The sequence below is a fragment of the Micromonospora sp. DH14 genome, from assembly GCF_029809455.1.
Taxonomy (GTDB): domain Bacteria; phylum Actinomycetota; class Actinomycetes; order Mycobacteriales; family Micromonosporaceae; genus Micromonospora; species Micromonospora parva.
Window position 1 is genome coordinate 285950 of record NZ_JARVKT010000002.1, and the last position, 23077, is coordinate 309026.

Here is a 23077-nt window from a genome sequence, read left to right on the forward strand (position 1 = left end):
TATTTGCCCCAGTTATGTCGTCGGTAGGGCTCGCCGGTACAGGAAGAAGACCCGCTCGATCCGTGCGCCCGCGCTGCCCGAATAGAACGGCACCGGCCCCACCCAGCCGATCTGTGCCCGGTCCAGCCCCGCCGCCCGCAGGTCGCGCAGGCAGCGCCGCAACAGCACCCCACCGATGCCCGACCCCTCGGCGGCCGGCGCGGTGCCCATCGGCCCGAACCAACTCGGCCGCGACGACCCGTACGCGGCGAAGCCGAGTAGTTCGCCGTCCCGCTCCGCCAGGTGGCAACCGGCGTCCGCGCGCCCCACCGACCCGGCCAACTCACCGTCCCAGGTACCGCCGAACGTGGACCTGGCGAACGCCGTCAACGCCGGCAGGTCCGCCGGCTCCGCCCGCCGTACGGTGACGCCCTGGTCGGCCAGCCGCCGCTGGGCAGCCTCGGTGGACCGCAGTGCCGGCGACCCGTCGTACGACAGGTCCGCTGTCATGTTCCAGGCGGTCCGGTCCTGCCGGTAGCCGAGCGCCAGGGCGGCGCAGACCGCCGGGGTGTAGCGGACGTCGATCCCCGGCCACGCGTAGTACGGCGGATTCCCGGCCAGCAGCACCTCGGTCGCCCCCCGCTCGGCGAGCACCCGCTCGGCCCGCTGGAGCAGGGCCCGGCCGACACCCCGACGCCGCTGATCACTGTGGACCGCGACCAGGTCCACGTGCCCGATCCCCGGCTCGGCCGACGACACCGAGCAGATCAGCGCCCCCACCAGGTCCGCGCCCCGGTACGCGCCGAGCCCGACCACCGGCCGGTCGGCGGAGGCCCGCGGCCAGAGCACGTCCACGATGGAAGCCGCCTCGGCGGCGTCCTCGGGCAGGTCGAGGGCCTGCTGGCAGAGGCGTACCACGGCGGGGGCCAGGTCGGCGGTCAGCTCGGTGACGGTGATCTCGGCGTCCATGGTCGCCGACCCTAGATCACCGGGTGTCGGGTCGCACCCCCCCCCACTATCGCTGGGCGGCGCGCACGGCGGCGTACGCGTCGACCTGGCCGGCGCCGGTCACGTTCGACGGCCCACCGCAGGCGTCGGAGGGGCTGTCGGAGCGGTAGGTGGGCGTCGCCGCCGTGGCGGTGTCCCGGAGGATCCGCCGGGTCCGGTCCACGTCGCCGACCAGCGCCGGGTTCGCCGACCACATCAACGCGACCACCCCGGCCACCTGCGGGGTGGCCATCGACGTGCCGTCCAGCGCGGCGTACGTGCCGCCCGGCATGGCCGACACCACACCCACCCCCGGTGCCAGTACGTCCGGCTTGCCCGAGCCGCCCGGTACCGGCCCGCGCGAGGAGAACTCCGCCACCCGCCGCTGGGCGTCCACCGCGCCGACGGTCAGCACGTCGGGGTACGGGGCGGGCGGGTCGTCGATCGAGGCGCACCAGGGGCCGGTGTTGCCGGCCGCGGCGACCACGAAGATCCCGGCCGCGTCCAGGGCGGCGGTGGCCGGCCGCAGGACCCGCTGGTCGCAACCCTCAATGGGTGGGCAGCCCCACGAGTTGGTCAGCACCTGCGGGGCGCGCTCCGGACGGCCGTCGGTGAACGGGTCACCACCTGCCGGGAACGGCGCCAACATGAACTGGAGGCAGTCCAGGTAGTGCGCGGGGCTGCCGAGGTTGCGGTCCAGGTTGACGCAGCCCACCCACTTCGCGTCCGGTGCCACGCCGATGCCGTCCCGGCCGACCGCGCTGCCTACCGTGTGGGTGCCGTGTCCGCCCTGGTCGGTCGGGCTCCGGGTGTCGTCCCACGGGTCGTACCAGGAGTCGTCTCCACCACGGAACCCGGCGCTCAGCGCCGGATGGCTGCCGTCCACCCCCGAGTCGGAGCTGCCCACCACGATGCCAGTGCCGGTGACCCCGAGCTGGGACCAGACCCGGTCGGCACCGATCTGGCGGATGTTCCACTCCGGGGCGGTGGGTCTGGGCACGTCGCCCCGGCTCTGCCCGGCCGGGGCCGGCAGCGGGCGTAGCCGCTGGCTGACCAGCACCCGGGCCACCTCCGGCCGGCCGGACAGCCAGGCCCGCACCGCCGGGCCGCCATCCACCTCCACCGCGTTGACCAGGTAGTACGACACCGGGTCGAGGCGCAGCCGGTTCACCTCGCGCAGCAGGTCGCCCTGGCTCTGTTCAGCGGTCGTCACGAGCCGCCGGTAGACCTCCGCCGCGCGGGCGTCCCGCCCGGCCTGACCCGGCGCGCCGGCCGGAAGATCGCTCAGGTCGGCCTGGGCGCGCAGCACCACGAACAGCCGCTCGCCGTACAGGCCGGGCTGGCCGGGGCCGAGGTCGACCACCCCGAACGCCACCAGCAGCACTACCGCCGCCACCGCGGCGACCCGCCGGTTCGGGGTGCGTGCCGTCGGCCGGGCGAGCAGCACCGCGTACCCGATGGCGACCACCACCGCGACGGCGAGCCCGACGCCGGCCGCGGCCGCCACCCAGAACGGGATGTCCCGGGTGCCGACCAGCAGCAGGGTGATCTCTTCCGGGTCGGTGAAGGCCAGCGGGCCGAGCGCGGCCAGGCCCACGAGCCAGCCGGTCGCCGCCCGGCCCGCCCGCCTGACCTCGGCCGGGTCGGCGGCGGACCGCCAGGCCGCCGCCCAGAGCGCGGCCAGCGCGAAACCCACCGGCGGCACTGTCAGCAGCCCGGGAAGCTGCCCGCCGGACTGGCCGGCCCCGGCCGCGAGCAGCAGCAACGCCACCCCGGCGACCAAGCCGCCGACCAGCACCAGTCGAGCCGGCCGGGGTGGTCGGCCAACCGCGAACACGGACCAGAAGGGGGCATCCAGCAGGGTCGCCGCGAGCACCCCCAGCGCGGCGGCCGCCAGCAGCGCGAGCGCGGTCTCCAGGAGGCCACCGAGCGCACCCAACCACGCCCACGGCAGCAGCAGCGCCAACCCGGCGGCGACCGCGAGCAGCGGCACCGGGCCGGGCCGGCGCGGGGGTGCGACCGGCTCCGCGTTCCCGGCGGCCTCGGGCCGGGTGGTGTCGCCGTGTCCGGTGGTCTCGGGCCGGGTGGTGTCGCCGTGTCCGGTGGTCTCGGGTCGGGTGGCGTCGCCGTGTCCGGTGGTCTCGGGCCGCGCGGTGTCGCCGTTCCCGGCGGGTGCCGGGCCGTCGACCGGGCCAACCAGCCCGGGGTACGCAGACCGGCGCGCCGCCCAGCGCACGGCGAGTGCGCCGAGCACCGCGACGCCGGCCAGCGCGGCGAGGTACGCCTCGTGGTGCACCGGCGGCACGACCCGCAGCAGGGTGAGCACGCCGAGAGCGAGTGCGCCGATCAGCCAGACCCGCCCGGTGGCCCGGACCGCTGCCGACCGGGGCGCAACGGCAAGCAGCAGGGCGGGCGTGCCGAGCAGCGCCACTGTGGCCAGGCCGAGCACCGGCCAGAGCCAGCCGAGCCGGTCCCGTCCGAAGCCCAGCAGCACCTGGTCGGTGAGCCAACCACCGGTCTGGGTGCCCACGGTGACCGCTACCGTCCAGCAGCCGACCAGCACTGCCGCGACCACCGGCCATGGGGACGTTCGAGAGCTGACTGCGGGGTACCCGGGTTGACCGTGCATCCGAGAACCTTACGACCACGGTGAACGGTTCCGGACCAAGTGCCACCTCGAAGAATCGTCGAGATATTGGACAGTTTCCGTTAGCAGCTAACGGAAACTGTCCAAGATCTCCGACAGGCGAGGGTCGCGAAATGGGCATTTGGGGCCGTGCGGCGCGGGCGGCGAAATGTCGACACGTCGGCCCGGCGGTTACGGTGGACGGGTGCGCGACCCCAATATCTCCCGATCCGTCGCCGGTCAGCTCTCACCGGTCCGCCGTGCGTCCGACCTGCGTCGACTACGTGCCGAACGCTTCGATGTGCTGGTCATCGGCGGTGGGGTGACCGGTGCCGGTGCCGCCCTGGACGCGGCGTCCCGGGGCCTGAAGGTGGCGCTGGTCGAGGCGCGTGACCTTGCGGCGGGCACCTCCAGCCGGTCCAGCAAACTCATCCACGGTGGCCTGCGTTACCTGGAGCAGTTGGAGTTCCACCTGGTCCACGAGGCGCTCACCGAGCGCGGCCTGCTGGCCACCCGGCTCGCGCCGCACCTGGTCCGCCCGGTGCCGATCATGGTGCCGCTGCCGGCGGGGCGGGGCCTGCGGGACCTGCCGGCCCGGGTCTTCCGCCGTTCGTACTACGGCGCGGGCGTGGCCGCGTACGACGCCTTCGCGGGGGTCTTCGGCGGGGGCCGGGGCATGCCGCTGCACCGTCACCTGACCCGGGAGGGTGCCCGGCGGATCTTCCCGAGTCTGCGGGCCGACGCGCTGGCGGGGGCCATCCGCTACTACGACGGGCAGGTCGACGACGCCCGGTTGGTGGTCACCCTGGCCCGCACCGCGGCCAGCCTGGGCGCCACCGTGGTGAGCAGTGCCCGCGCCGTCGGGCTGATCCGGCAGGCGCGCGAGGTGACCGGCGTCCGGGTCCGGGACCTGGAGGCTCCGCCCGGCTCACCGGACGCGGAGTTCGAGGTGCAGGCCCGCACCGTCATCGCCGCCACCGGTGTGTGGAGCGACGACATGTCCCGGATGCTCAACGACGTGGGCCTGCGGCCCGGCGTCCGGGTGCGCGCCTCCAAGGGGGTGCACCTGGTGGTGCCCCGCTCGGCGATCACCGGCGAGACGGGGCTCATCCTGCGGACGGCGAGTTCGGTGCTCTTCGTCATCCCGTGGGGCGGGCACTGGATCATCGGCACGACGGACACCGACTGGCGGCTGGACCGTTCCCACCCGGCCGCCTCGGCCCGCGACATCGACTACCTCCTCCAGCAGGTCAACACGGTGCTGGACCGGCCGTTGACCACCGCCGACATCGAGGGGGTGTACGCGGGGCTGCGGCCGCTGCTGGCCGGCGAGGCCGACTCGACCTCGAAGCTCTCCCGTGAGCACGCGGTCTTCGAGCCGATGCTCGGGCTGTTGCTGGTCGCGGGCGGCAAGTACACGACGTACCGGGTGATGGCGTCGGACGTTGTCGACCGGGCCGCCCGCCGCCTCGGTGGGGCCCGCGCGTCGCGCACCGCCGACCTGCCGCTGCTCGGCGCCGACGGGTACCCGGCGATGTGGCGGGACCGTGCCGACCTGGCCCGCCGGCACGGCGTGCCGGTGGGCGTGGTGGAGCACCTGCTGGAGCGGTACGGCACCCTCACCCTGGACCTGCTGGCGCTGGTGGACGCTGATCCACTGCTGGCGTCCCCGCTGGCCGGCGCTCCGGAGTATCTGGCGGCGGAGGTCGCCTACGCGGCGCGGGCCGAGGGTGCGCTGCACCTGGAGGACGTGCTGACCCGACGGACCCGGATCTCGTTCGAGACCAGCCACCGGGGGTTGGAGTCGGCGGAGCACACCGCCGAGCTGATGGGGGCGGTGCTCGGCTGGGACGCGGCCACCCGGGCCCGCGAGGTCGAGCACTACCGCGCCCGGGTGGAGGCGGAGCGGCAGTCCCAGTTGATGCCGGACGACGCGGCGGCGGACGCCGCCCGGTTGGGCGCTCCGGACGTGCGGGGTTACGCGGCTGACCGGGGTGGCGACGACGATCAGGCGGAGCTGCGACAGTCCGCTCGATGACGAATTGCGACGTTACCAATGGGTAACTATCGATACCGACCCGGATGGTGGTTTCGAACGCTACCTACGGTGGGGTAGGTTTCCGCGCGTGCAACACCGCGCCCGCCCTCGTCTGCTCGGACCCCTGCTCGCCGTCGCACTCGCCAGCGCCCTGACCGGGTGCTCGCTCTTCGACGGGGACAAGCCGAGCAACTCGGTGGAGCAGACGACCGGCACAGCGGGCGGCGGGTCGCAGCTGGAGATCCCCACCACTGTCGCCGCCGGCCAGGTCAGCCTGCTCCAGCGGCTCGGTGAGGACGGGCCGATGCGCACCCTGAGCGTCGAGCGCGACGGCGCGTGGCAGTGCGTCGACTGCGCCGGCGACGGGGTGACCTCCCGGGGCACCCTCGCGCCGGAGTTGACCGAGCGGCTCCAGGTGCTGCTGGCCAACCCGGCGCTGGCCGACGAGACCGATCAGGCCCGGCGGTACCGGACCACCTGCATCGACGCGCTGACGTCCAGCCTCATCACCTCGACCGGGCTGATCACCTCACAGGACTGCCCCGGTGAGGAGCTCACGCCGGTCGCCGGGGAGATCCTGCTGCTGCTGACCCAGGCCACCCCGGCCGAGGTCAAGGGCTGACCGCAGCCGGTCAGAGCACCTTGCCCGGGTTGAGCAGGCCGGCCGGGTCGAGCGCCGACTTGATCGCCTGATGCACCCGGACGCCGACCGGCCCGACCTCCTGGGCCAGCCAGTCCCGCTTGAGCAGCCCCACCCCGTGCTCGCCGGTGCACGTGCCGCCCAGGTCCAGGCCGAGCCGCATGATCTCGTCGAAGGCCCGCCGGCCCCGCGCCACGCTCGCCGGGTCGGCCCGGTCGACCACGATGTTCGGGTGCATGTTGCCGTCCCCGGCGTGCCCCACCACGCCGATCGGCACCTCGCACTCGGCGGCGATCCGGGCGACCCCGTCCAGGAGCGCGGCGAGGGCGCCGCGCGGCACCGCCACATCGTCGATCACTAGGCCGCCGTTGCCACCCGGGTAGGTGTCCGCCGCGAACTTCTCCATCGCCGGGTGGGCCAACCGGCGGGCCTGTAGCAGTGCCGCCGCCTCCACCGCGTCGGTGGCCGCATAGACCTCGTCGGCACCGACGGCCTCGCACACCTCGGCCAGCACCGCCAGGTCGTCCGCCGCCTGGGTGCCGGTGTCCGCGGCGGCCAGCAGCAGGGCCTGCGCGTCGGTCCGCAACCCCATCGGCTGGTACGCCTCGATCGCCCGCAGGTGGGTCTGGTCCAGCAACTCCAGCAGGCTGGGAGTGAGTCCGCGAGCCGCGATCTCGGCCACCGCCGCGCCGGCAGTGGCGACGGACGGAAAGACCGCCACCAGGGTCAGCGAGTCGGCCGGGGCGGGCCGCAGCGCCACGGTCACCTCGGTGATCACACCGAGGGTGCCCTCCGAACCGACGAACAGCCGGGTCAGGTCATAGCCGGCCACCCCCTTGGCCGTACGCCGCCCGGTGCGCAGCACCTCGCCGGAGGCGAGCACCACCTCCAGGCCGAGCACGTACTCGGTGGTCACGCCGTACTTGACGCAGCACATGCCGCCGGCGTTGGTGGCCACGTTGCCGCCGATGGTGGACGACTCCCAGGAGCCGGGGTCGGGCGGGTACCAGAGGCCCTGCTTGGCCACCGCCCCGGCCAGCGCCGCGTTGACCACCCCCGGCTGGACCACAGCGATCCGGCTCACCGGATCGATCTCCCGGATCTCGTTCATCGCGACGGTGCTGAGCACCACCGCGCCGTCCACCGCGTTCGCCGCGCCGGCCAGCCCGGTCCGCGCGCCCTGCGGCACCACCGGTACGCCGTGTCGCGCCGCGGCCTGGACCACGGCGACCACCTGCCCGGTGTCGCGTGGTCGGGTCACCACCAACGGCAGGCCGGCGGCGCACAGGTCGGCCTCGTCGCGCTGGTGCATCAGCAGCAGGTCCGGGTCGGTGAGCACGGCGTCGTCACCGAGCGCGGCGCGCAGGTCGTCGAGGAGCGCGGTGGCAGCCATGCAGCCGAGGCTAAGCCGCCGACCGGCGATCAACAACATGATCGACTCGACGGGATAGCTTGGACATCATGCTCTACCTGGACCGGCCGGCCTGGCCGTGGCGCGGCCGCCTCTGGTCGCACCTGATCAGTGACGTCTCGTACGCCGAGCTGCACGCCTTCGCCGAGACGCTCGGTGCGCCGAGGCGCGGCTTCGACCGGGACCACTACGACATCCCGGCCGACCGGTTCGCGGCGGCGGTGTGGCTCGGTGCGCAGGTCGTGCCGAGCCGGGAGCTGGTCCAGTTGCTCCGCAGCACCGGCCTGCGTCGCCCGAAGCACCTGGTCAGCCCGCGCTCTGCGGCTCCCCGTTGAGCGCGGCGAGTTCCCGGCGCACGTTGGCCCGGGCGGGCTCTTCCCACCGGGTGGCCAGCGGCGGCAGCCGGAACAGCGCGGGCAGCGCCAGCAGGCCGGTCAACACCGCGGCCCGTCCAGCCCGGAAGGCCGGCTCCGGCACGTGGGCGTACTCCCGGCGGATCGCCGCCGCGTACCGCTCGTAGCGGGCCGGCGGCGCGGCCAGCACGGCCAGGTCCGCATCGCAGAGCAGCGCGCCGTCGCGGTCGTCCGGGGTCACCGAGTGCCCGGCGGTGAGCAGCACCAGCCGGTGCACCTCGGCCACCGTGGGAGTCGGCACCCCGAGCCCGGTGAGCACGGTCCCGGCCAGCGCCGCGCTGTCGCGTTCGTTGGCGTCGCCAGCGGCCCGGGGGTCGTAGACCACGTCGTGGAACCAGGCCGCCAACCGGACCGCGTCGACCCGATCGGCCAGGTCGGCATGCTGGTCGACCACATCGAGCACTGCCGTCAGGTGGGCCAGCGTGTGATAGTGCCGGTGCGGCTCCCGCCACCGGGCGATCACCATCTCCCCGGCCCGGGTCGTGTCCGGGTCGGGCCTCGCGCCGGCATCCCGGGCCGCCGCCCGCCACCGGTCCAGCAGATCAGCCACCGCCCGAGTCTGCCGCATCCGCCCGCGACGCGCGGGACGGGAGGATTCAGCGAGCCCACCACGGGTAGTCGCGCCCATGGCCGTGGCCCGGGACAAGCGACCTCCGGTGGTGCGACGTACCGCGCTGCGCGAAGGGTTGGTGGACATCGACGGCGCGCGGATCGCCGAAGCCACCCAGGAGCTGCGACACCGTGGTCGAGCCACCCTGCACGACCGGCTGCACCGGGTCCGGATGGCCGGCGGGCTCGCCGTGCAGGCCGGGCTGGCGGCAGGGCTCGCGTACTTCGTCTCGCACCGGCTGCTCGGCAACCCGCAACCGGTCTTCGCGCCGATCTCCGCGGTCGGCACCCTGGCCGCCTCGGTCGGTCAGCGGTTCCGCCGGACGGTGGAGCTGATCGTCGGGGTGGGCGTCGGGGTGGCAGTCGGTGACCTGCTGATCTATTTCCTCGGCACTGGCGCGTGGCAGCTCGGCCTGGTGGTCACGGTGGCGATCCTGCTCACCATCTTCGCCGGGGCGAGCGTGGCGATCGTCATCCAGGCGGCGGCCACCGCGGTGCTGATCGTGACGCTGAGCCCGTCGACCCAGAACCTGGAGATCCCCCGCTTCGTCGACGCGTTCCTCGGCGGCGGGGTCGCGCTGCTGGTCACGGCGGTGCTGCTGCCGCTGAACCCGCTCCGGGTGATCAACCGGGCCGCCCGACCCGCCCTGGACCTGCTCGCCTCCCAGCTCGACGCCACCGCCGACGGGCTGCGCAACCGGGACCGCGCCACCATCCAGCGCGCGCTGGAGAGGTTGCGCAACAACAAGGAGGAGTTGGCCACGCTGGGCGAGGCGATCGAGGGGGCGAAGGAGACCGCCACCCTCTCCCCGGCCCGTTGGCACCGCCGCGACGAACTGACCCACTACGCGGAGGCGGCCGATCCGATCGACCGGGCGATGCGCAACAGCGGTACGTTGATCCGCCGGTCCGTCACGCTGGTCGAGGACGAGGAACCGGTGCCCGATCCGATGCCGGACGCGATCGGTCACCTCGCCGAGTCGGTCCGGCTGCTCAAGCACGAGTTCGCCGCCGGCGAGGAGCCGGAGAAGGCCCGGGAACGGTCGCTGCGGGCGGTCAGCGAGGCCGGCCGGGCGTACGGCGACGGGGTCGGCTTCTCCGGCAGTGTGGTGGTCGCCCAGGTCCGTACCACGGCGAGCGACCTGCTGGTCGCCTCCGGAATCGAGCAGGAGGAGGCGAACCGGTGGATCCGCACCGCCTTCGGGGAGCAGGAACGCCCGGCCGGTGAGCCCGCCGAGCCCGGCGAGGCGCCGAAGCCACCCACCGCCCCGCCGGTCGGCTGAGCGGGGCCGCGCCGGCCGGGCCTCAGCCCAGCTCGGCCAGCGCCGCGAGCAGCCGGTCCACCTGCGCGGCCGTGCTGCCCAACCCGATGCTGGCGCGCAGCGCGGTGGGCGGCAGGTCCCGCCGGCCGGTACGCCCCGCCGCCTCACTGAGCAGCCGCCGGGCCAGCGGGTGGGCACAGAACAACCCGTCCCGTACGCCGATGTGGTGCTCGGCGGCCAGCCGGGTGGCCACCTCGGTGGAGTCCCGACCGGCGACCACGAACGAGACGATGCCGACCCGGGGCGCGTCCGGGCCGAAGGTGCGCAGCTCCACGACGTGCGGCAGGGCGGCGAGGCCGGTCCGCAGCCGGGCCAGCACTGCCTGCTCGTGGGCGGCCAGCGCGGCCCGGTCCACGTCGTCGAACGCCGTGCACACCGCCGCCAGCGCAACCGCGCCGAGCAGGTTCGGGGTGCCGCCCTCGTGCCGGGCCGGACCGGTCGCCCAGGTCACGTCGTGGGTGGCCGGCCCGACGTGACTGGTGGCCCCGCCGCCGGCCAGGTACGGCGGCGCGGCGTCCAACCAGTCCGCCCGGCCGATCAGCACACCCGCGCCGAACGGCGCGTACAGCTTGTGGCCGGACACGGCCAGATAGTCGACGTCCAGCGTGAGCAGGTCGACCGGGGCGTGCGGGGCGAGTTGGGCGGCGTCGAGCACGATCCGGGCACCGTGCCGGTGGGCCACCCGCGCCAGCTCGGCGACCGGCCACCGCTCACCGGTCACGTTGCTCGCACCGGTCACCGCGACCAGCACCGGCAGCGCCGGGTTGCTGCCCCGACGCAGCTCGGTCAGGGCTGCGGCGAGATCGCGTACCGCCCCGTCGGGGTCGGTGGGCACCGGCAGCCGCACCGATCCGCGCGGCCAGGGCAGCAGGTTGGCGTGGTGCTCGCCGGCGAACGTGACGACCGTCGTGCCGGCCGGCACGGCCCGCGCCAGCAGGTTGAGCGCGTCCGTGGTGTTGCGGGTGAAGATCACGTGATCGTCGGCGCGAGCGCCGAAGTGGTCCCCGATCGTCTGCCGGGCCTGCTCGTAGGCGAGGGTGCAGCGTCGCGACAGCGCTCCCGCGCCGCGGTGCACGCTGGCGTACCAGGGCAGCAGCTCGGCCACCGCGTCGGCGGCGGCCCGCGCGCACGGTGCGCTGGCCGCGTAGTCCAGGTTGATCTCGCCGGGCACACCGAGGACGTCGAGCGGCGCGGACGGCCCGGCGGACACTGCGGGTAGCGAGGGAACGAGGGTGACGGACACGCCGGAACCTCCGAGGTCAGGGACCCCGGGTGCGACATCGGGACGGGGTCCGCGCTTGCCCAGCACACCGATCGGGCTGGGCCCGGTCATCACCCGGGGCACCCCACCGCGAACTCGACGAGGGTTGCCGGCCAGCAAACCGGGGCTTGACGCTGGCGCTCGTGACCTGCCGGCAGCATAGCGGCTACCGATGCGGCCGAACCAGCCGGCGGTGGATGGCTACGCTGACCGCATGGCCGACACCCCGCCCGGTTCACCGCTGCCGCCGTCGCCCGCCGGCCCGCCCGCGCCCGCCGCCCCGCCGGTGGGCGAGACGCCGCGGATGCCGCTGCGCCGACTGGGCTGGCGGCGGTTCCTGGTGCTGGCCGGGGTGGTGCTGTTCATCGCGGCGTGCGCGGTGTTCATGGTCTTCACGCTCGGCCAGTCGCTCGGTGCGCAGGCCCTGCTGATCGGGGTGGTGGCCGCCATCCTGCCGGTGCCGGTGCTGGTCGGCTGCTTCCTCTGGCTGGACCGGTACGAACCCGAGCCGCTGAAGTATCTGATCTTCTGCTTCGCCTGGGGTGCGTTCGTCTCCACCGCCGCCTCGCTCACTGTGAACGACTTCGCGGCCAACCGGTTCGCCGACTGGGGCCTGCCGTCCGCGCTCACCGGGGTGCTGGTGGCGCCGTTCATCGAGGAGTTGACCAAGGCGCTGGGCCCGATCCTGCTGCTGGTGTTCCGCCGCCGCGAGTGGTCCGGGATCACCGACGGACTGGTCTACTGCGGGCTCTCCGCGGTCGGCTTCGCGATGGTGGAGAACATCCTCTACCTGGGCGGTTTGGGCTACGCCTCCGGTGCCGACCGCTACGGCCCGGCGACCGGCATCCAGCAGGTCATCGCGATCTTCATCCTGCGGATCCTGCTGTTCGGGTTCGCCCATCCCCTTTTCACCTCGATGACCGGTGTGGGGCTGGGGATCGCCTCCCGGACGGCCGACCGGCGCATCCGGGTGCTCGCCCCGATCGCCGGCCTGCTGCTGGCGATGATGCTGCACGGCACGTGGAACCTGCTGCCCACGCTCACCCAGGCCACCGGCGAGGCCGTGATCATGCTGTACGGCTTCCTGGGCCTGATGGTGCCGGTCTTCTTCGGCACCGTGGGGCTGGCGCTGTGGCTGCGCGCCTGGGAGGGGCGGCTCACCGAGCGGGTCCTACCCGACTACGTGCGCGCCGGCTGGCTCAGCCCGCCCGAGGTGGCCGCCCTGAGCAGCCTCGGCAGGCGGCACGCCGCCCGCAGTTGGGCGCGGCGGGTGGCCGGCGACGCCGGGGTGCGGGCGATGCGGGGTTACCAGTCCGCCGCGACCCGGCTGGCCCTGCTGCGCGACGGGACGCTGCGCGGTCTGGACCGCAAGCCCGCCGACCAGGAGCGGACCGCACGTGAGGAGCGGGAGTTGCTGGACGCCATCAGCGCGTACCGGACGTTCTTCGTCGGTCGGGACCCGCAGGCCCCGGCGGGGGTCTGGGACGGCAGCCGCTACCACCTGCGCTTCCCGGACGGCACCCAGCGCCCGGTGGACGCGCCGCACGAGCCGGTGGTGCCGATCCCGGTGGTGCTGGCGCCCGCCCCGGCTCCGGTGGGGTACGCAGCGCCCGGCTGGCCGGGGCCGCGATCGGCGCCCCCCTGGCCGCCGACGCACCCCTGAGCGCCGTCGACGGGCGGCTCAGGCCGGTGGACCGGCTCAGGTCATCAGCGAGGTGAGGAAGTCACCGAAGCCCTGGAACATCGCGATCAGCGCGGCCCCGATCGCCCGGAACATCTGCGCGGCACCGTCCGGCCGGAAGGCCATGAAGTAGATCAGGAACGCGACACTGCCCCAGGTCAACAGCTTCTTCACGAATACCGGCATCGTCCCTCCCCAGGGCCACGGTCGCCGGATGGCTTCCCGTCGTGCGGCCGGGCAAACGGTGCGCGACGGGGCCTGGTGGCCGGGGGAGGTGCGTCAGAGGTAGAGGCCGGTCGAGTCGTTCTCGATCCGCTCGGCGGCGACGGCGTGCACGTCCCGCTCCCGCAGCAGCACGTAACCGCGGCCGTGCAGCTCGACCTCGGAGCGGTCGTCCGGGTCGAAGAGCACCCGGTCGCCGGAGACGATGGCGCGCACGTTCGGCCCCACCCCGACGGCGGTGGCCCAGGCGAGGCGCTTGCCGACCGCCGCGGTAGCCGGAATGACGATGCCGGCGGTGGAGCGGCGTTCGCCCTCGCTGCCCTCCATGCGTACCAGCACGCGGTCGTGCAGCAGGCGGATCGGCAGGCCGGCGTCCAGATCGTTGTCGGCGGTCACGCCGCAGACGCTACCGTGTGGGCCGACGGCTACCGGCCGGTGGTTACGCCGGAGGTGGTCGGGGCATTGTGTGGCGGAACCCCCTACGGTGTCGGGAACGGACGTATGCTGTCCGACCTGTCACCGTGGGCGGGCCGGGTTCTCTGCCAGGAGGTGCGCTTGAGCCGCTTCGAGCGGGTACGCGGGCGGCTTCGCCGCGCCTACCAGTCACGACAGGCGTCGGCGCGTGCCGACGAGGGCGCGGCGAATGACGCGCTGAACGACGCGTCGCCGGCCGCCCGGGTGGCATCGCCGGCCGTGCCGGGGCCGACCGCGCCGACGAGCGCCACCGTCTACGGCGCGGAACCACAGGTGGACCTGCACAGCTCCACGTCGAGCCGGGACGACGCCGACGTTCCGCACGGACTGCGGATCGCCGCCGCGTGGTGTTGGCGACTGATCGTGATCGGCGTGGTGGCCTGGGCCCTGCTGCGGATAGTCGGCACGATCAAGATCGTGATCATTCCGCTGGCCATCGCGCTGCTGCTCTCGGCGCTGCTCGCGCCGGCGGTGGGCTGGCTGCTGCGGATCCGGTTCCCCCGGTCGCTGGCGACCGCTGTGGTGCTGGTCGGCGGCCTGGCCGCGGTGATCGGCACGCTGACGCTGGTGGTCAACGAGTTCATCCGCGGCGTACCGGAGCTGAGCGAGAAGTCGTCGGAAGGTGTCCGGCAGATCCAGAACTGGCTGAAGACGGGCCCTCTGCACCTCTCCGACACCCAACTCGACAGGTACATCGACGAGGCGCAAGCCTGGATCAACAACAACACCTCACGGTTCACCAGTGGCGCGCTGAGCACCGCCGCGACGCTCGCCGAGGTGCTCACCGGCACGCTGCTCGTGCTGTTCGCGACGTTCTTCTTCCTGCGTGACGGCAACCGGATCTGGCGTTTCCTGGTGCGGCTGCTGCCGGTGGCCGCCCGGTGGAAGGTCGACGACGCCGGCCGCGCCTCCTGGCAGACGCTTGTCGCCTACGTCCGCGCGACAGTGCTCGTCGCCTTCATCGACGCGGTCGGCATCGGCATCTTCCTTGTCGCCTTCGACATCCCGTTCGCCTTCCCGTTGGCCGCGCTGGTCTTCCTCGGCGCGTTCATCCCGATCGTCGGTGCGGCGCTCTCCGGCGGCGTGGCGGTGCTGGTGGCGCTCGTCGACAGCGGCCCGGTCACCGCGTTGATCATCCTCGGTGCGGTGATCGGCGTGCAGCAGATCGAGGGCCACGTGCTCCAGCCGTTGATCATGGGCCGGGCGGTCGCCCTCCACCCGCTGGCGGTGATCATCGGCATCGCCGCCGGTGTGGTGCTCGCCGGCATCACCGGCGCGTTGGTCTCCGTGCCGCTCATCGCGGTGCTGAACACCGCCGTCCGCCGGCTCGCCGCCCGGAGGGTCCCGGACACCCCGCCCGACGCCGTGGTGGTCGCTGCCCAGGCCCCCTAGCTCCGGGCGCGACCTTGGCCGGCGCGACCCGGCGGGTCAGGACTTGGCCAGGCGCTCCAGGGCGCCGCGGGCCACCTCGGGGCGGGTCGTGTACCAGAACGGTGGCAGCGAGCGCCGCAGGAACGGCCCGTAGCCCCGGGCCGTCTCCAGCCGGGAGTCGAGCACCGCGACCACACCCTTGTCGCCGGTCGCCCGGATCAGCCGGCCGACGCCCTGCGCCAGCCGGACCGCCGCGATCGGCACACTGACCGCCGCGAAGCCCGAACCGCCGCCCGCGTCCACCGCCGCCGCGCGGGCCGCCGCCAGTGGTTCGTCCGGGCGGGGGAAGGGCAGTCGGTCGATGACCACGAGCTGGCAGGCGTCACCCGGCACGTCCACCCCCTGCCAGAGCGACATCACCCCGAACAGGCAGCTGGCACGCTCCTCCCGGAAGCGACGCACCAGCAGCGGCAACGCCTCCTCACCCTGGAGCAGCACCGGCAGGTCGGTCCGCGCACGCAACAGCTCCGCCGCCTGCTGCGCGGCCCGCCGTGAGGAGAAGAGCCCGAGAGTACGACCACCGAGCGCCTCGACCAGCCCGAGCAGTTCCTCCCCGGCAGCGTCGGGCAGCCCGGAGACGCTGGGGCGGGGCAGGTGCGCGGCGACGTACAGGATGCCCTGCCGGGCGTAGTCGAACGGCGAACCGACGTCGAGTGACCGCCACCCGGGGCCCTCGGTGGCCGGTACGACGGCGTTCGGGGTGGCGTCGCCAGCGAGGCGGCGTCCCGGCGTCTCGGCGGCCGGACGACCCGGGCCGCTGCGGGCGGCCTGCGCGGCAGCGGCGGGGGTCGGCGGGGCGGGCGGTGGCGCGTCCAGCCCGAGGGCGCGGGCGACGGTGTCGAACCGACCGCCCAGCGCCAGGGTCGCCGAGGTGGCGACGACGGTGCGTTCGTCGTACAGGTGGGTGGCGAGGGTGCCGGCCACCGACAGCGGCGCGACCACCAGCGCGCGGCGGCTGCCGCTGTCGTTCTTCTCCACCCAGGCCACGTCGTGGTCGGCCTCCTCCAGCAGCCGCTGCGCGGTCGTGGAGAGCTCGTCCAGGGCGGCCTTGGCCTGCTGCTTGCGCACCGGGTCGGGGTCGTCGGCCTTGATGTCGCCGATCGCGTCCAGGGCGGTGCGGGTCGCCGCGTCGAGCAGCGTGCACGCCTCCCGCAGCGGCGTCGGCAACCCTGCGGTGATCCGCCCGGCCGGCGCCTCGGCCAGGCCGACGGCGAGGGCGTCACCGGCGGCGGTGAGCGCCTCGGCCGTCTCCGGCCGCAGCAGCGTCCGGGCCCGCCGGGTGGTCCGGTCGATCAGCTCCGGCACCAGTTCCGCCTGGGCCGCCGACGAGACCCGGTCAACCAGCTCGTGCGCCTCGTCGACGATGAGCAGCTTGTGCGGTGGCACGATGTGCCGGTCGGCGAGCATGTCGACAGCGAGCAGGCTGTGGTTGGTCACCACGATGTCCGCCTCGCGGGCTCGGGCCCGCGACGCCTCGGCGAAGCACTCCTGCCCGAATGGGCAACGGGCAGCGCCGACGCACTCGCGGGCCGGCATCGACACCAGCCGCCAGGCCTGGTCGTCGACGCCCGGGTCCAACTCGTCCCGGTCGCCGGTGGCGGTCTTCTCGGCCCAGTCCCGCAGCCGCTCGATCTGCTTGCCCAACCGGCCCGCCTCACCGAGCCACTTCGTGCCGCCGCCGGGCCGTGCCGCGGGAGCGTCGAAGAGGGTGTCCTCCGGCTCCTCCTCGGTGGAGTTGTCCAGTCGGGCCAGGCAGAGGTAGTGGTGGCGGCCCTTGAGCACGGCGAAGGTGGGCCGCCGGCCGAGCACCGGCTCGACCGCGTCGGCGAGCCGGGGCAGGTCGTGGTCGACCAGCTGGGACTGCAACGCCAGGGTGGCGGTGGAGACCACCACCGGGCCGTCCACGGTGAGCGCCGGCGCGAGGTACGCCAGCGACTTGCCGGTGCCGGTGCCGGCCTGGACGAGCAGATGCTCGCCGTCGGCCACGCACGCTTCGATCGCCGTGGTCATCTGCAGCTGGCCGGGGCGTTCCGCGCCACCGGGCACCGCGCCGACCGCCGCCGCCAGCAGCTCGGTGCCACTGGGCCGGGCACCCCGCCGCCGGCCCTTCGCACGGGCCGACGGGGTGGCGGAACCGGTGGCGGTGCGGGGCGGAGTCACCGTGCGACGGTACCCGGCGCCGCCGACACCGGTAGCGCCCATCCGCCGCGTGGCGTGCCGCCGACCGGGCCGGGCGGTGCGGGCGACGCCGTCCGGTTACGGCCGTGCTACGACGCGTGGGCAGTATCGGTTAGGGTGCGAATCATGCCGAGCGACATGGTCCGAGTGATCTACCGCAAGTACGACGGCAGCGCCCACCGCGACTACCCGGCCCGCCGGCTCACGGAGGACGATCTCGGCATCTGGCTCGGCGTGCCCGAGGGCACCCAGTCGGTCTACCACGGCCGCCCCTCGGTGGAGAAGATCCCGTTCGTGCTGCTGGTGCCGCACCGCGCCTGGTGGACGGTCATGTTCAACCCGCCGCCGCGCACCAGCGAGGTCTACTGCGACATCACGACCCCGGCCCGTTGGGAGTCCGACGACACCGTCCACCTGATCGACCTTGACCTGGACGTCGTCCGGCGTCGGGCCACCGGCCTGGTGGAGTTGCTCGACGAGGACGAGTTCGCCGAGCACCGGGCCCGGTTCGGCTACCCGGACGACGTGGTGGTCGAGGCGGAGGCGGCGGCACAGCGGCTGTTCGGGGCCCTGGGCGACGGCACCGAGCCGTTCGCCACCGCGTACCGCAAGTGGTTGGCCCTGGTGGTCTGACCGGGCCGGCTCACCAGCGTGGTGGCCAGCCGTCGTCGGCGTCCAGCGGCGGCAGGTCGGTCAGCTTCTCCGGGTTGAGCTGGTTGTAGATGGCGGTGATCCGGCCCCGGTCCACAGCGAATGCGGTGACCAGGCGGATCGGCCGCCCGTCGCTGTGTGCCGTCTCCAGTTGCAGGCCGAGCGCGCCGTCGACGAGCACCGGCCGAGCCAGCACCCGGTCGGCGTACCGGCCGGTCCGGCCGAACAGCCCGAGGGTGAGGCGAGCCACGGCGTCCGCGCCGAGCACCGGCCGACGGGCCGCGGGGAAGTGCCCGCCCGAGTCGCCGATGAAGACCACGTCCGGCGCGAGCACCTGGAGGAGTTCGTCCAGCTCGCCGGACTCGGTCGCGGCGACGAACGCCTTGAGCACCCGGCGCTGCTCGGCCGGGTCCGCGGTGTGCCGGGGCACGTCCGGCGCGCTGACCGCCCGACGGGCCCGGGAGGCGAGCTGCCGGGCAGCCGCCTCGGTGGTGCCGAGCACCCCCGCGACCCGGGCGAACGGCAACGCGAACACGTCGTGCAGCACCAGCGCGACCCGTTGCTCCGGCGCGAGCCGCTCCAGCACCACCAGCAGCGCCGTGCCGACCTGGTCGGTGCGGACCGCCCGCTCCGCCGGGTCGGGCGCGTAACCGTCGGCCGGCGATCTGCCGTCCACCGGGCTCACCACCGGCTCCGGCAGCCACTGCCCGGGGTACGCCTCCCGGCGGACCCGGGCCGAGCGGAGCACGTCCAGGCAGATCCGGGCGCAGGTGGTGGTCAGCCACGCGGACAGGTCACGGATCTCGGCGCGGGCCGCCGGGTCGGCCAGCGCCCCGGCGTAGCGCAGCCAGGTCTCCTGGACCGCGTCCTCCGCCTCGCTGCGGCTGCCCAGCATCCGGTGGCCCACCGCGAGGAGTCGACCCCGCTCGGCCTCGAACTCCGTCGCCAGTTCCCGCACGACCCACCACCCCTTCCGGTCGGTGCCCCGGCCTCCATCCTCCCGCCTGGCGGAAGGTGCCGGCAGCCCCGTAACACGCCGGTGGGTCGGTGCTCGCGCCGGGCGGCGGTCGAGGGTGTCGGTCACCGGCCCGGGGTCCGTCGACGGCTCTCGGCGGGCGGATCGGCGGCGGTTGGGTGATGATCCGTGCATGAGCGCACCCCAGCAAGGGCAGATCGTGGGGCCGGACGGCGGCTCGATGCGGGAACTGCTGCGGGTCACCGCGCCGGTGGATCTCGGCGCGATCGACCCGCGGTCCATGCCCGGCCTACCGCTGCCGCCGGACCGCGCCGAGCACCGTAAGACCTGGGCGCGGGAGCAGGTGGAGCTGGTCGGTGCGGAGTTGGGCCGGCAGCAGGAGATGCTCTTCGCGATGGCCAAGACCGGGTCGGAGCGGCCGGCCCGCCGGGTGCTGTTGGTGTTGCAGGCCATGGACTGCGGCGGCAAGGACGGCACGATCAAGCGGGTGGCCGGCGCGATGAACCCGCTGGGCCTGCACATCCGCTCGTTCGGGCCGCCGACGCGTCAGGAGCTGCGGCACGACTTCCTCTGGCGGATCCGCCGGGAGCTGCCGCCGCCGGGGTACGTGGGGATGTTCAACAGGTCGCACTACGAGGACGTGTTGATCGCCCGGGTCGGCTCGCTGGTGCCGGAGGCGACCTGGCGGGCCCGCTATGACGAGATCAACGCGTTCGAGCGGGAACTGACCGAGGACGGCGTGACGCTGATCAAGGTGATGCTGCACATCTCGTACGCCGAGCAGGGCAAGCGCCTGCTGGACCGGCTGACCGACCCGCGCAAGCACTGGAAGTACAACCCCTCCGACATCGACTCGCGGGGGCACTGGGACGACTACCAGGCCGCGTACGCCGAGGCGCTGAGCCGGTGCGCCACGGACGCCGCGCCCTGGTTCGTGGTGCCGGCGGACCGCAAGTGGTACCGGGACTGGGCGGTGGCCCACCTGCTGCGTGAGACGTTCGACACGCTCGATCTGGGGTATCCGGCTGCCGATTTCGACGTGGCCCGGGAGCGGAGGCGCCTGTTGGCTGGGGGAGTGGGTGCCGGTGGGACGGTCGAGGTGAACGGCAGGTGAACGAGCGGTGAATGGTGCCTGGCCAGGGGTGGGCCGGCGAATTCCCGGTTCTGCCGTTTCCTAGCATTCACCGAGCGGGCGCTCTCGGGTGCCGCCACCCTTCCACCGACGCGACGAGGTCTGTGCTGTGAAGTTTTCCTTCCGCCCCACCGAGGGCGCCTTCTACGAGCTCTTCACCAGGGCCGCGCAGAACCTGGTCCGGGGCACGGCGCTGCTCAACGAGCTGGCCCTGCCCGGCGTGGACGTGCAGTCCGTCAGCGAGCGGCTCACCGAGGTCGAGCACGACAGCGACCAGATCACCCACGAGCTGTACAAGAAGATCAACTCGACTTTCATCACCCCGTTCGACCGGGAGGACATCTACCGGCTCGGCTCGCTGCTGGACGACGTGATGGACCACCTGGAAGCGGTCGGCGACCTGCTCTACCTGTACGGGCTGACCGAGCTTCCGGCGCTGCCGCGCGAGCTGCACGAGATGGTCAACGTGCTCGACCAGCAGGCCAAGCTGACCGCCGACGCGATGCCCCGGCTGAAGTCGATGAAGGATCTTGAGGACTACTGGATCGAGTGCAACCGGCTGGAGAACGAGGGCGACCGGATCAACCGGCAGCTGCTCGTCCGCCTCTTCTCCGGCGAGTACGACGCGCTCACCGTGCTGAAGATGAAGGAGGTCGCCGACGAGCTGGAGGCTGCCTGCGACGCCTTCGAGCACGTGGCGAACACCGTCGAGACCATCGCCGTCAAGGAGTCCTGAGCCGGTGTCTCCCGAACTCATCGCCGTCCTGGCGGTGATCGCGGTAGCCCTGGCGTTCGACTACACCAACGGCTTCCACGACGCTGCCAACGCGATCGCGACAAGCGTCTCGACCCGAGCGTTGACCCCCCGGATCGCGCTGGGGCTCGCCGCGGTCGGCAACTTCGTCGGCGCGCACTTCGGCGCCGGAGTGGCCAAGACCGTCGGCGACGGCCTGGTCACCCTGCCCACCGGCATCAGCAGCCTGGGGGTGGTCTTCGCCGGAGTGCTCGGCGCCATCGCCTGGAACCTGATCACCTGGTACTTCGGTCTGCCGTCGTCCTCCTCGCACGCGCTCTTCGGTGGTCTGGTCGGGGCGACCCTGCTGTCCACCGGCGGCATCGTGCAGTGGGTCAACATCGGCGAGAAGGTCATCCTGCCGATGGTGCTCTCGCCGATCGTCGGTCTGACCCTCGGCTACCTGCTGATGCTGGCCATCCTCTGGATGTTCCGGAAGGGGCAGCCGGGCAAGCTCAACCGGGGCTTCCGGTGGGCGCAGACCGCCTCCGCCGCCGCCATGTCGGTGGGTCACGGCATGCAGGACGCCGCCAAGACCATGGGCATCGTGGTGCTGGCGCTCTACACCGGCGGTTTCCAGGAGAGCAAGACCCACATCCCGGGCTGGGTGTTCTGGACCTCGGCGACGATGCTGGCCCTCGGCACGTACGCCGGTGGTTGGCGGATCATCCGCACCCTCGGCCGCAAGATCATCGACTTGGGGCCGCCGGAGGGCTTCGCCGCCGAGACCGTCGCCAGCGCGGTGCTCTACTTCAACGCCCTGGTGCTGAAGGCGCCGATCTCCACCACCCACACCATCACCTCGGCGATCATGGGTGTCGGCGCGACCAAGCGACTCTCCGCGGTTCGCTGGAACGTGGCCGGCAACATCGTGCTGGCCTGGATCATCACGTTCCCGGCCGCCGCACTGATCGCGTGCCTGACCTACCTGCTGGTCCGGCCGCTCTTCGGCTGAGCGTACGAAAGGGCCCCCGGTCACGGTCTCGCCGTGGCCGGGGGCCCTTTGCCTGTTCAGACGTACCGGACGCCGATCTGCTCGCGGACCGTGTCCAGCAGGGCCATCACCTCAAGGGTCGTGGCGTGCGGCACCAGCGGGCTCTCGGTCAGCCCGGCGGCCAGACAGCGCTGCACCTCGATCGCCTCGTACTGGTAGCCGTTGCCGGCCACGTCCGCGGTGATCGTCTCCGGCTCCGCGCCGGCTCGGTGCAGGGTCAGCGAACCCGGCCGGAAGAACGGCTCCGGCAGGTCGATCCGGCCGGTGCTGCCGGTGATCGAGGCGGACAGCTCACTCGCCCCGACCATGCCGCAGCTCAGGGTCGCCAGCGCGCCGCTGTCGTAACCGAACAGGATGCCGGTGTTCTCGTCGGTCCCCTCCGGGCCGAGCTGGGCCCAGGACCGGATGTGCTGCGGTGCCCCGAGCAGCAGGTGGGCCAGGCTGATCGGGTAAATCCCCAGGTCGAGTAGCGCGCCCCCGCCCAGCGCCGGGTTGCGCATCCGGTGGTCCGGCGGGAACGGCCCGGCCACCCCGAAGTCGGCCCGGACGCCGCTCACCGTGCCGATCGCCCCCTCCGCGATCAGCTCGACCGCACGGAGGATCAGCGGATTGGTCCGCATCCACATGGCCTCCATCAGGAAGACCCCGGCGGCGCGGGCGGTCTCCACCAGCTCGGTGCTGGTGGCCAGGTCGAGGGTGAACGGCTTCTCCAACAGCACCGCGCGCCCGGCAGTCAGGCAGGTCATCGCCGCCTCGTAGTGCGCGGAGTGCGGGGTCGCCACGTAGATCGCGTCCACCTCCGGGTCGGCCGCCAACTCCACCCAGGAGCCGTAGGCGCGCTTCGCGCCGTACGTGTCAGCGAAGCGCTGTGCGCTCTGCACGGCGCGGGAACCGACCGCCACCAACTCGGCGTCCGGCACCAGCCGGAGGTCTTCGGCGAAACGGCTGGCGATGTGGCCGGTGGCCAGGATGCCCCAACGAGTCATGTCGGGCACGCTAGCCCAGCCAGGTGAACCACCCGCTCGCCGGCCGCCGCCCAGCTCATCCGCCGGGACCTCGGTGCGCTCCCTGCGGCCACGCCGCACCCCGCCGGACGCCCACCTCGCCCTCTCCCTTTGCTCTGCACCCGCGGACGCGACGGCTACGGTCCGCGACCGGTGCATATCGGGGTGCAGAGCAAAGGGCGCGTGGGTGGTCGGCGGTCGAGCGGACCCGGCCGGCCCCACCAACAGGCCAGTATGGCGGCCCCGGGAACTAGG

The 23077-nt window shown here is 73.4% G+C and carries 20 protein-coding genes and 1 riboswitch; of the genes, 10 read left to right on the forward strand and 10 right to left on the reverse strand.

Annotated elements, in window-relative coordinates:
- Positions 1 to 12: 12 nt before the first annotated feature.
- Together QCZ28_RS05500 and QCZ28_RS05505 are read right to left on the reverse strand one after the other, a co-directional pair.
- Positions 13 to 948, reverse strand: a complete 936-nt coding sequence (locus QCZ28_RS05500; protein WP_279515511.1) for a GNAT family N-acetyltransferase — start codon at positions 946 to 948, stop codon at positions 13 to 15.
- Positions 949 to 994: 46 nt separating this feature from the next.
- Positions 995 to 3595: a S8 family serine peptidase gene (locus QCZ28_RS05505; protein ID WP_279515512.1), complete on the reverse strand. Its 2601-nt coding sequence runs from the start codon at positions 3593 to 3595 to the stop codon at positions 995 to 997.
- 217 nt (positions 3596 to 3812) lie between these two features.
- Here QCZ28_RS05505 and QCZ28_RS05510 point away from each other — a divergent pair, with 217 nt between their 5' ends.
- Both QCZ28_RS05510 and QCZ28_RS05515 read left to right on the forward strand, forming a co-directional pair.
- Positions 3813 to 5630: a glycerol-3-phosphate dehydrogenase/oxidase gene (locus QCZ28_RS05510; protein WP_279515578.1), complete on the forward strand. Its 1818-nt coding sequence runs from the start codon at positions 3813 to 3815 to the stop codon at positions 5628 to 5630.
- 88 nt (positions 5631 to 5718) lie between these two features.
- Positions 5719 to 6252, forward strand: a complete 534-nt coding sequence (locus QCZ28_RS05515) for a hypothetical protein (protein WP_279515513.1) — start codon at positions 5719 to 5721, stop codon at positions 6250 to 6252.
- 10 nt (positions 6253 to 6262) lie between these two features.
- Here QCZ28_RS05515 and QCZ28_RS05520 read toward each other — a convergent pair whose 3' ends face one another.
- A complete protein-coding gene (locus tag QCZ28_RS05520) occupies positions 6263 to 7663 on the reverse strand; it encodes an FAD-linked oxidase C-terminal domain-containing protein (RefSeq protein ID WP_279515514.1) in 1401 nt (466 codons plus the stop codon).
- 68 nt (positions 7664 to 7731) lie between these two features.
- Between QCZ28_RS05520 and QCZ28_RS05525 the strand changes: the two genes are divergently transcribed.
- Positions 7732 to 8016 carry a DUF4031 domain-containing protein gene (locus QCZ28_RS05525; RefSeq protein WP_030327795.1) on the forward strand — a complete coding sequence of 95 codons (285 nt, stop codon included), beginning with the start codon at positions 7732 to 7734 and terminating at the stop codon, positions 8014 to 8016.
- On the opposite strand, the gene QCZ28_RS05530 is transcribed toward QCZ28_RS05525, so the two are convergent.
- The gene (locus QCZ28_RS05530) at positions 7988 to 8644 is read right to left on the reverse strand and encodes a metal-dependent phosphohydrolase (RefSeq protein WP_279515515.1); all 657 of its coding nucleotides are present in this window, start codon (positions 8642 to 8644) and stop codon (positions 7988 to 7990) included. The genes QCZ28_RS05525 and QCZ28_RS05530 overlap by 29 nt on opposite strands.
- A gap of 139 nt (positions 8645 to 8783) precedes the next feature.
- Between QCZ28_RS05530 and QCZ28_RS05535 the strand changes: the two genes are divergently transcribed.
- Positions 8784 to 9986: an FUSC family protein gene (locus QCZ28_RS05535; RefSeq protein WP_279515579.1), complete on the forward strand. Its 1203-nt coding sequence runs from the start codon at positions 8784 to 8786 to the stop codon at positions 9984 to 9986.
- Positions 9987 to 10008: 22 nt separating this feature from the next.
- Here QCZ28_RS05535 and QCZ28_RS05540 read toward each other — a convergent pair whose 3' ends face one another.
- On the reverse strand, positions 10009 to 11268 hold the full coding sequence (locus tag QCZ28_RS05540; protein WP_279515516.1) for an aminotransferase class V-fold PLP-dependent enzyme: 1260 nt from the start codon (positions 11266 to 11268) through the stop codon (positions 10009 to 10011).
- Positions 11269 to 11314: 46 nt separating this feature from the next.
- Positions 11315 to 11435: riboswitch (SAM riboswitch) on the reverse strand.
- A 23-nt stretch (positions 11436 to 11458) separates the two neighbouring features.
- Between QCZ28_RS05540 and QCZ28_RS05545 the strand changes: the two genes are divergently transcribed.
- Positions 11459 to 12949: a PrsW family intramembrane metalloprotease gene (locus tag QCZ28_RS05545; RefSeq protein ID WP_279515517.1), complete on the forward strand. Its 1491-nt coding sequence runs from the start codon at positions 11459 to 11461 to the stop codon at positions 12947 to 12949.
- 36 nt (positions 12950 to 12985) lie between these two features.
- On the opposite strand, the gene QCZ28_RS05550 is transcribed toward QCZ28_RS05545, so the two are convergent.
- Positions 12986 to 13153: a hypothetical protein gene (locus tag QCZ28_RS05550; protein WP_167524757.1), complete on the reverse strand. Its 168-nt coding sequence runs from the start codon at positions 13151 to 13153 to the stop codon at positions 12986 to 12988.
- Between the two features lie 93 nt (positions 13154 to 13246).
- A complete protein-coding gene (locus QCZ28_RS05555) occupies positions 13247 to 13585 on the reverse strand; it encodes a co-chaperone GroES (protein WP_030327790.1) in 339 nt (112 codons plus the stop codon).
- Positions 13586 to 13690: 105 nt separating this feature from the next.
- On the opposite strand from QCZ28_RS05555, the gene QCZ28_RS05560 reads away from it, so the two are divergent.
- The gene (locus tag QCZ28_RS05560; protein ID WP_279515518.1) at positions 13691 to 15055 is read left to right on the forward strand and encodes an AI-2E family transporter; all 1365 of its coding nucleotides are present in this window, start codon (positions 13691 to 13693) and stop codon (positions 15053 to 15055) included.
- Between the two features lie 36 nt (positions 15056 to 15091).
- On the opposite strand, the gene QCZ28_RS05565 is transcribed toward QCZ28_RS05560, so the two are convergent.
- A complete protein-coding gene (locus QCZ28_RS05565; protein ID WP_279515519.1) occupies positions 15092 to 17296 on the reverse strand; it encodes an ATP-dependent DNA helicase in 2205 nt (734 codons plus the stop codon).
- A gap of 102 nt (positions 17297 to 17398) precedes the next feature.
- Here QCZ28_RS05565 and QCZ28_RS05570 point away from each other — a divergent pair, with 102 nt between their 5' ends.
- The gene (locus tag QCZ28_RS05570) at positions 17399 to 17905 is read left to right on the forward strand and encodes a DUF402 domain-containing protein (RefSeq protein WP_279515520.1); all 507 of its coding nucleotides are present in this window, start codon (positions 17399 to 17401) and stop codon (positions 17903 to 17905) included.
- Positions 17906 to 17915: 10 nt separating this feature from the next.
- On the opposite strand, the gene sigJ is transcribed toward QCZ28_RS05570, so the two are convergent.
- The gene (gene sigJ, locus QCZ28_RS05575; RefSeq protein WP_279515521.1) at positions 17916 to 18881 is read right to left on the reverse strand and encodes an RNA polymerase sigma factor SigJ; all 966 of its coding nucleotides are present in this window, start codon (positions 18879 to 18881) and stop codon (positions 17916 to 17918) included.
- Positions 18882 to 19071: 190 nt separating this feature from the next.
- Here sigJ and QCZ28_RS05580 point away from each other — a divergent pair, with 190 nt between their 5' ends.
- The 3 genes from QCZ28_RS05580 to QCZ28_RS05590 all read left to right on the forward strand — a co-directional run bounded on the left by QCZ28_RS05580 (position 19072) and on the right by QCZ28_RS05590 (position 21779).
- On the forward strand, positions 19072 to 20013 hold the full coding sequence (locus QCZ28_RS05580; RefSeq protein ID WP_279515522.1) for a PPK2 family polyphosphate kinase: 942 nt from the start codon (positions 19072 to 19074) through the stop codon (positions 20011 to 20013).
- Between the two features lie 127 nt (positions 20014 to 20140).
- Positions 20141 to 20767, forward strand: a complete 627-nt coding sequence (locus QCZ28_RS05585; RefSeq protein ID WP_030327784.1) for a DUF47 family protein — start codon at positions 20141 to 20143, stop codon at positions 20765 to 20767.
- A gap of 4 nt (positions 20768 to 20771) precedes the next feature.
- Positions 20772 to 21779, forward strand: coding sequence for an inorganic phosphate transporter (locus tag QCZ28_RS05590; RefSeq protein WP_279515523.1), 1008 nt, complete (start codon positions 20772 to 20774; stop codon positions 21777 to 21779).
- Between the two features lie 56 nt (positions 21780 to 21835).
- Here QCZ28_RS05590 and QCZ28_RS05595 read toward each other — a convergent pair whose 3' ends face one another.
- Positions 21836 to 22804, reverse strand: a complete 969-nt coding sequence (locus QCZ28_RS05595; protein WP_279515524.1) for a Gfo/Idh/MocA family oxidoreductase — start codon at positions 22802 to 22804, stop codon at positions 21836 to 21838.
- Between the last annotated feature and the right edge of the window lie 273 nt (positions 22805 to 23077).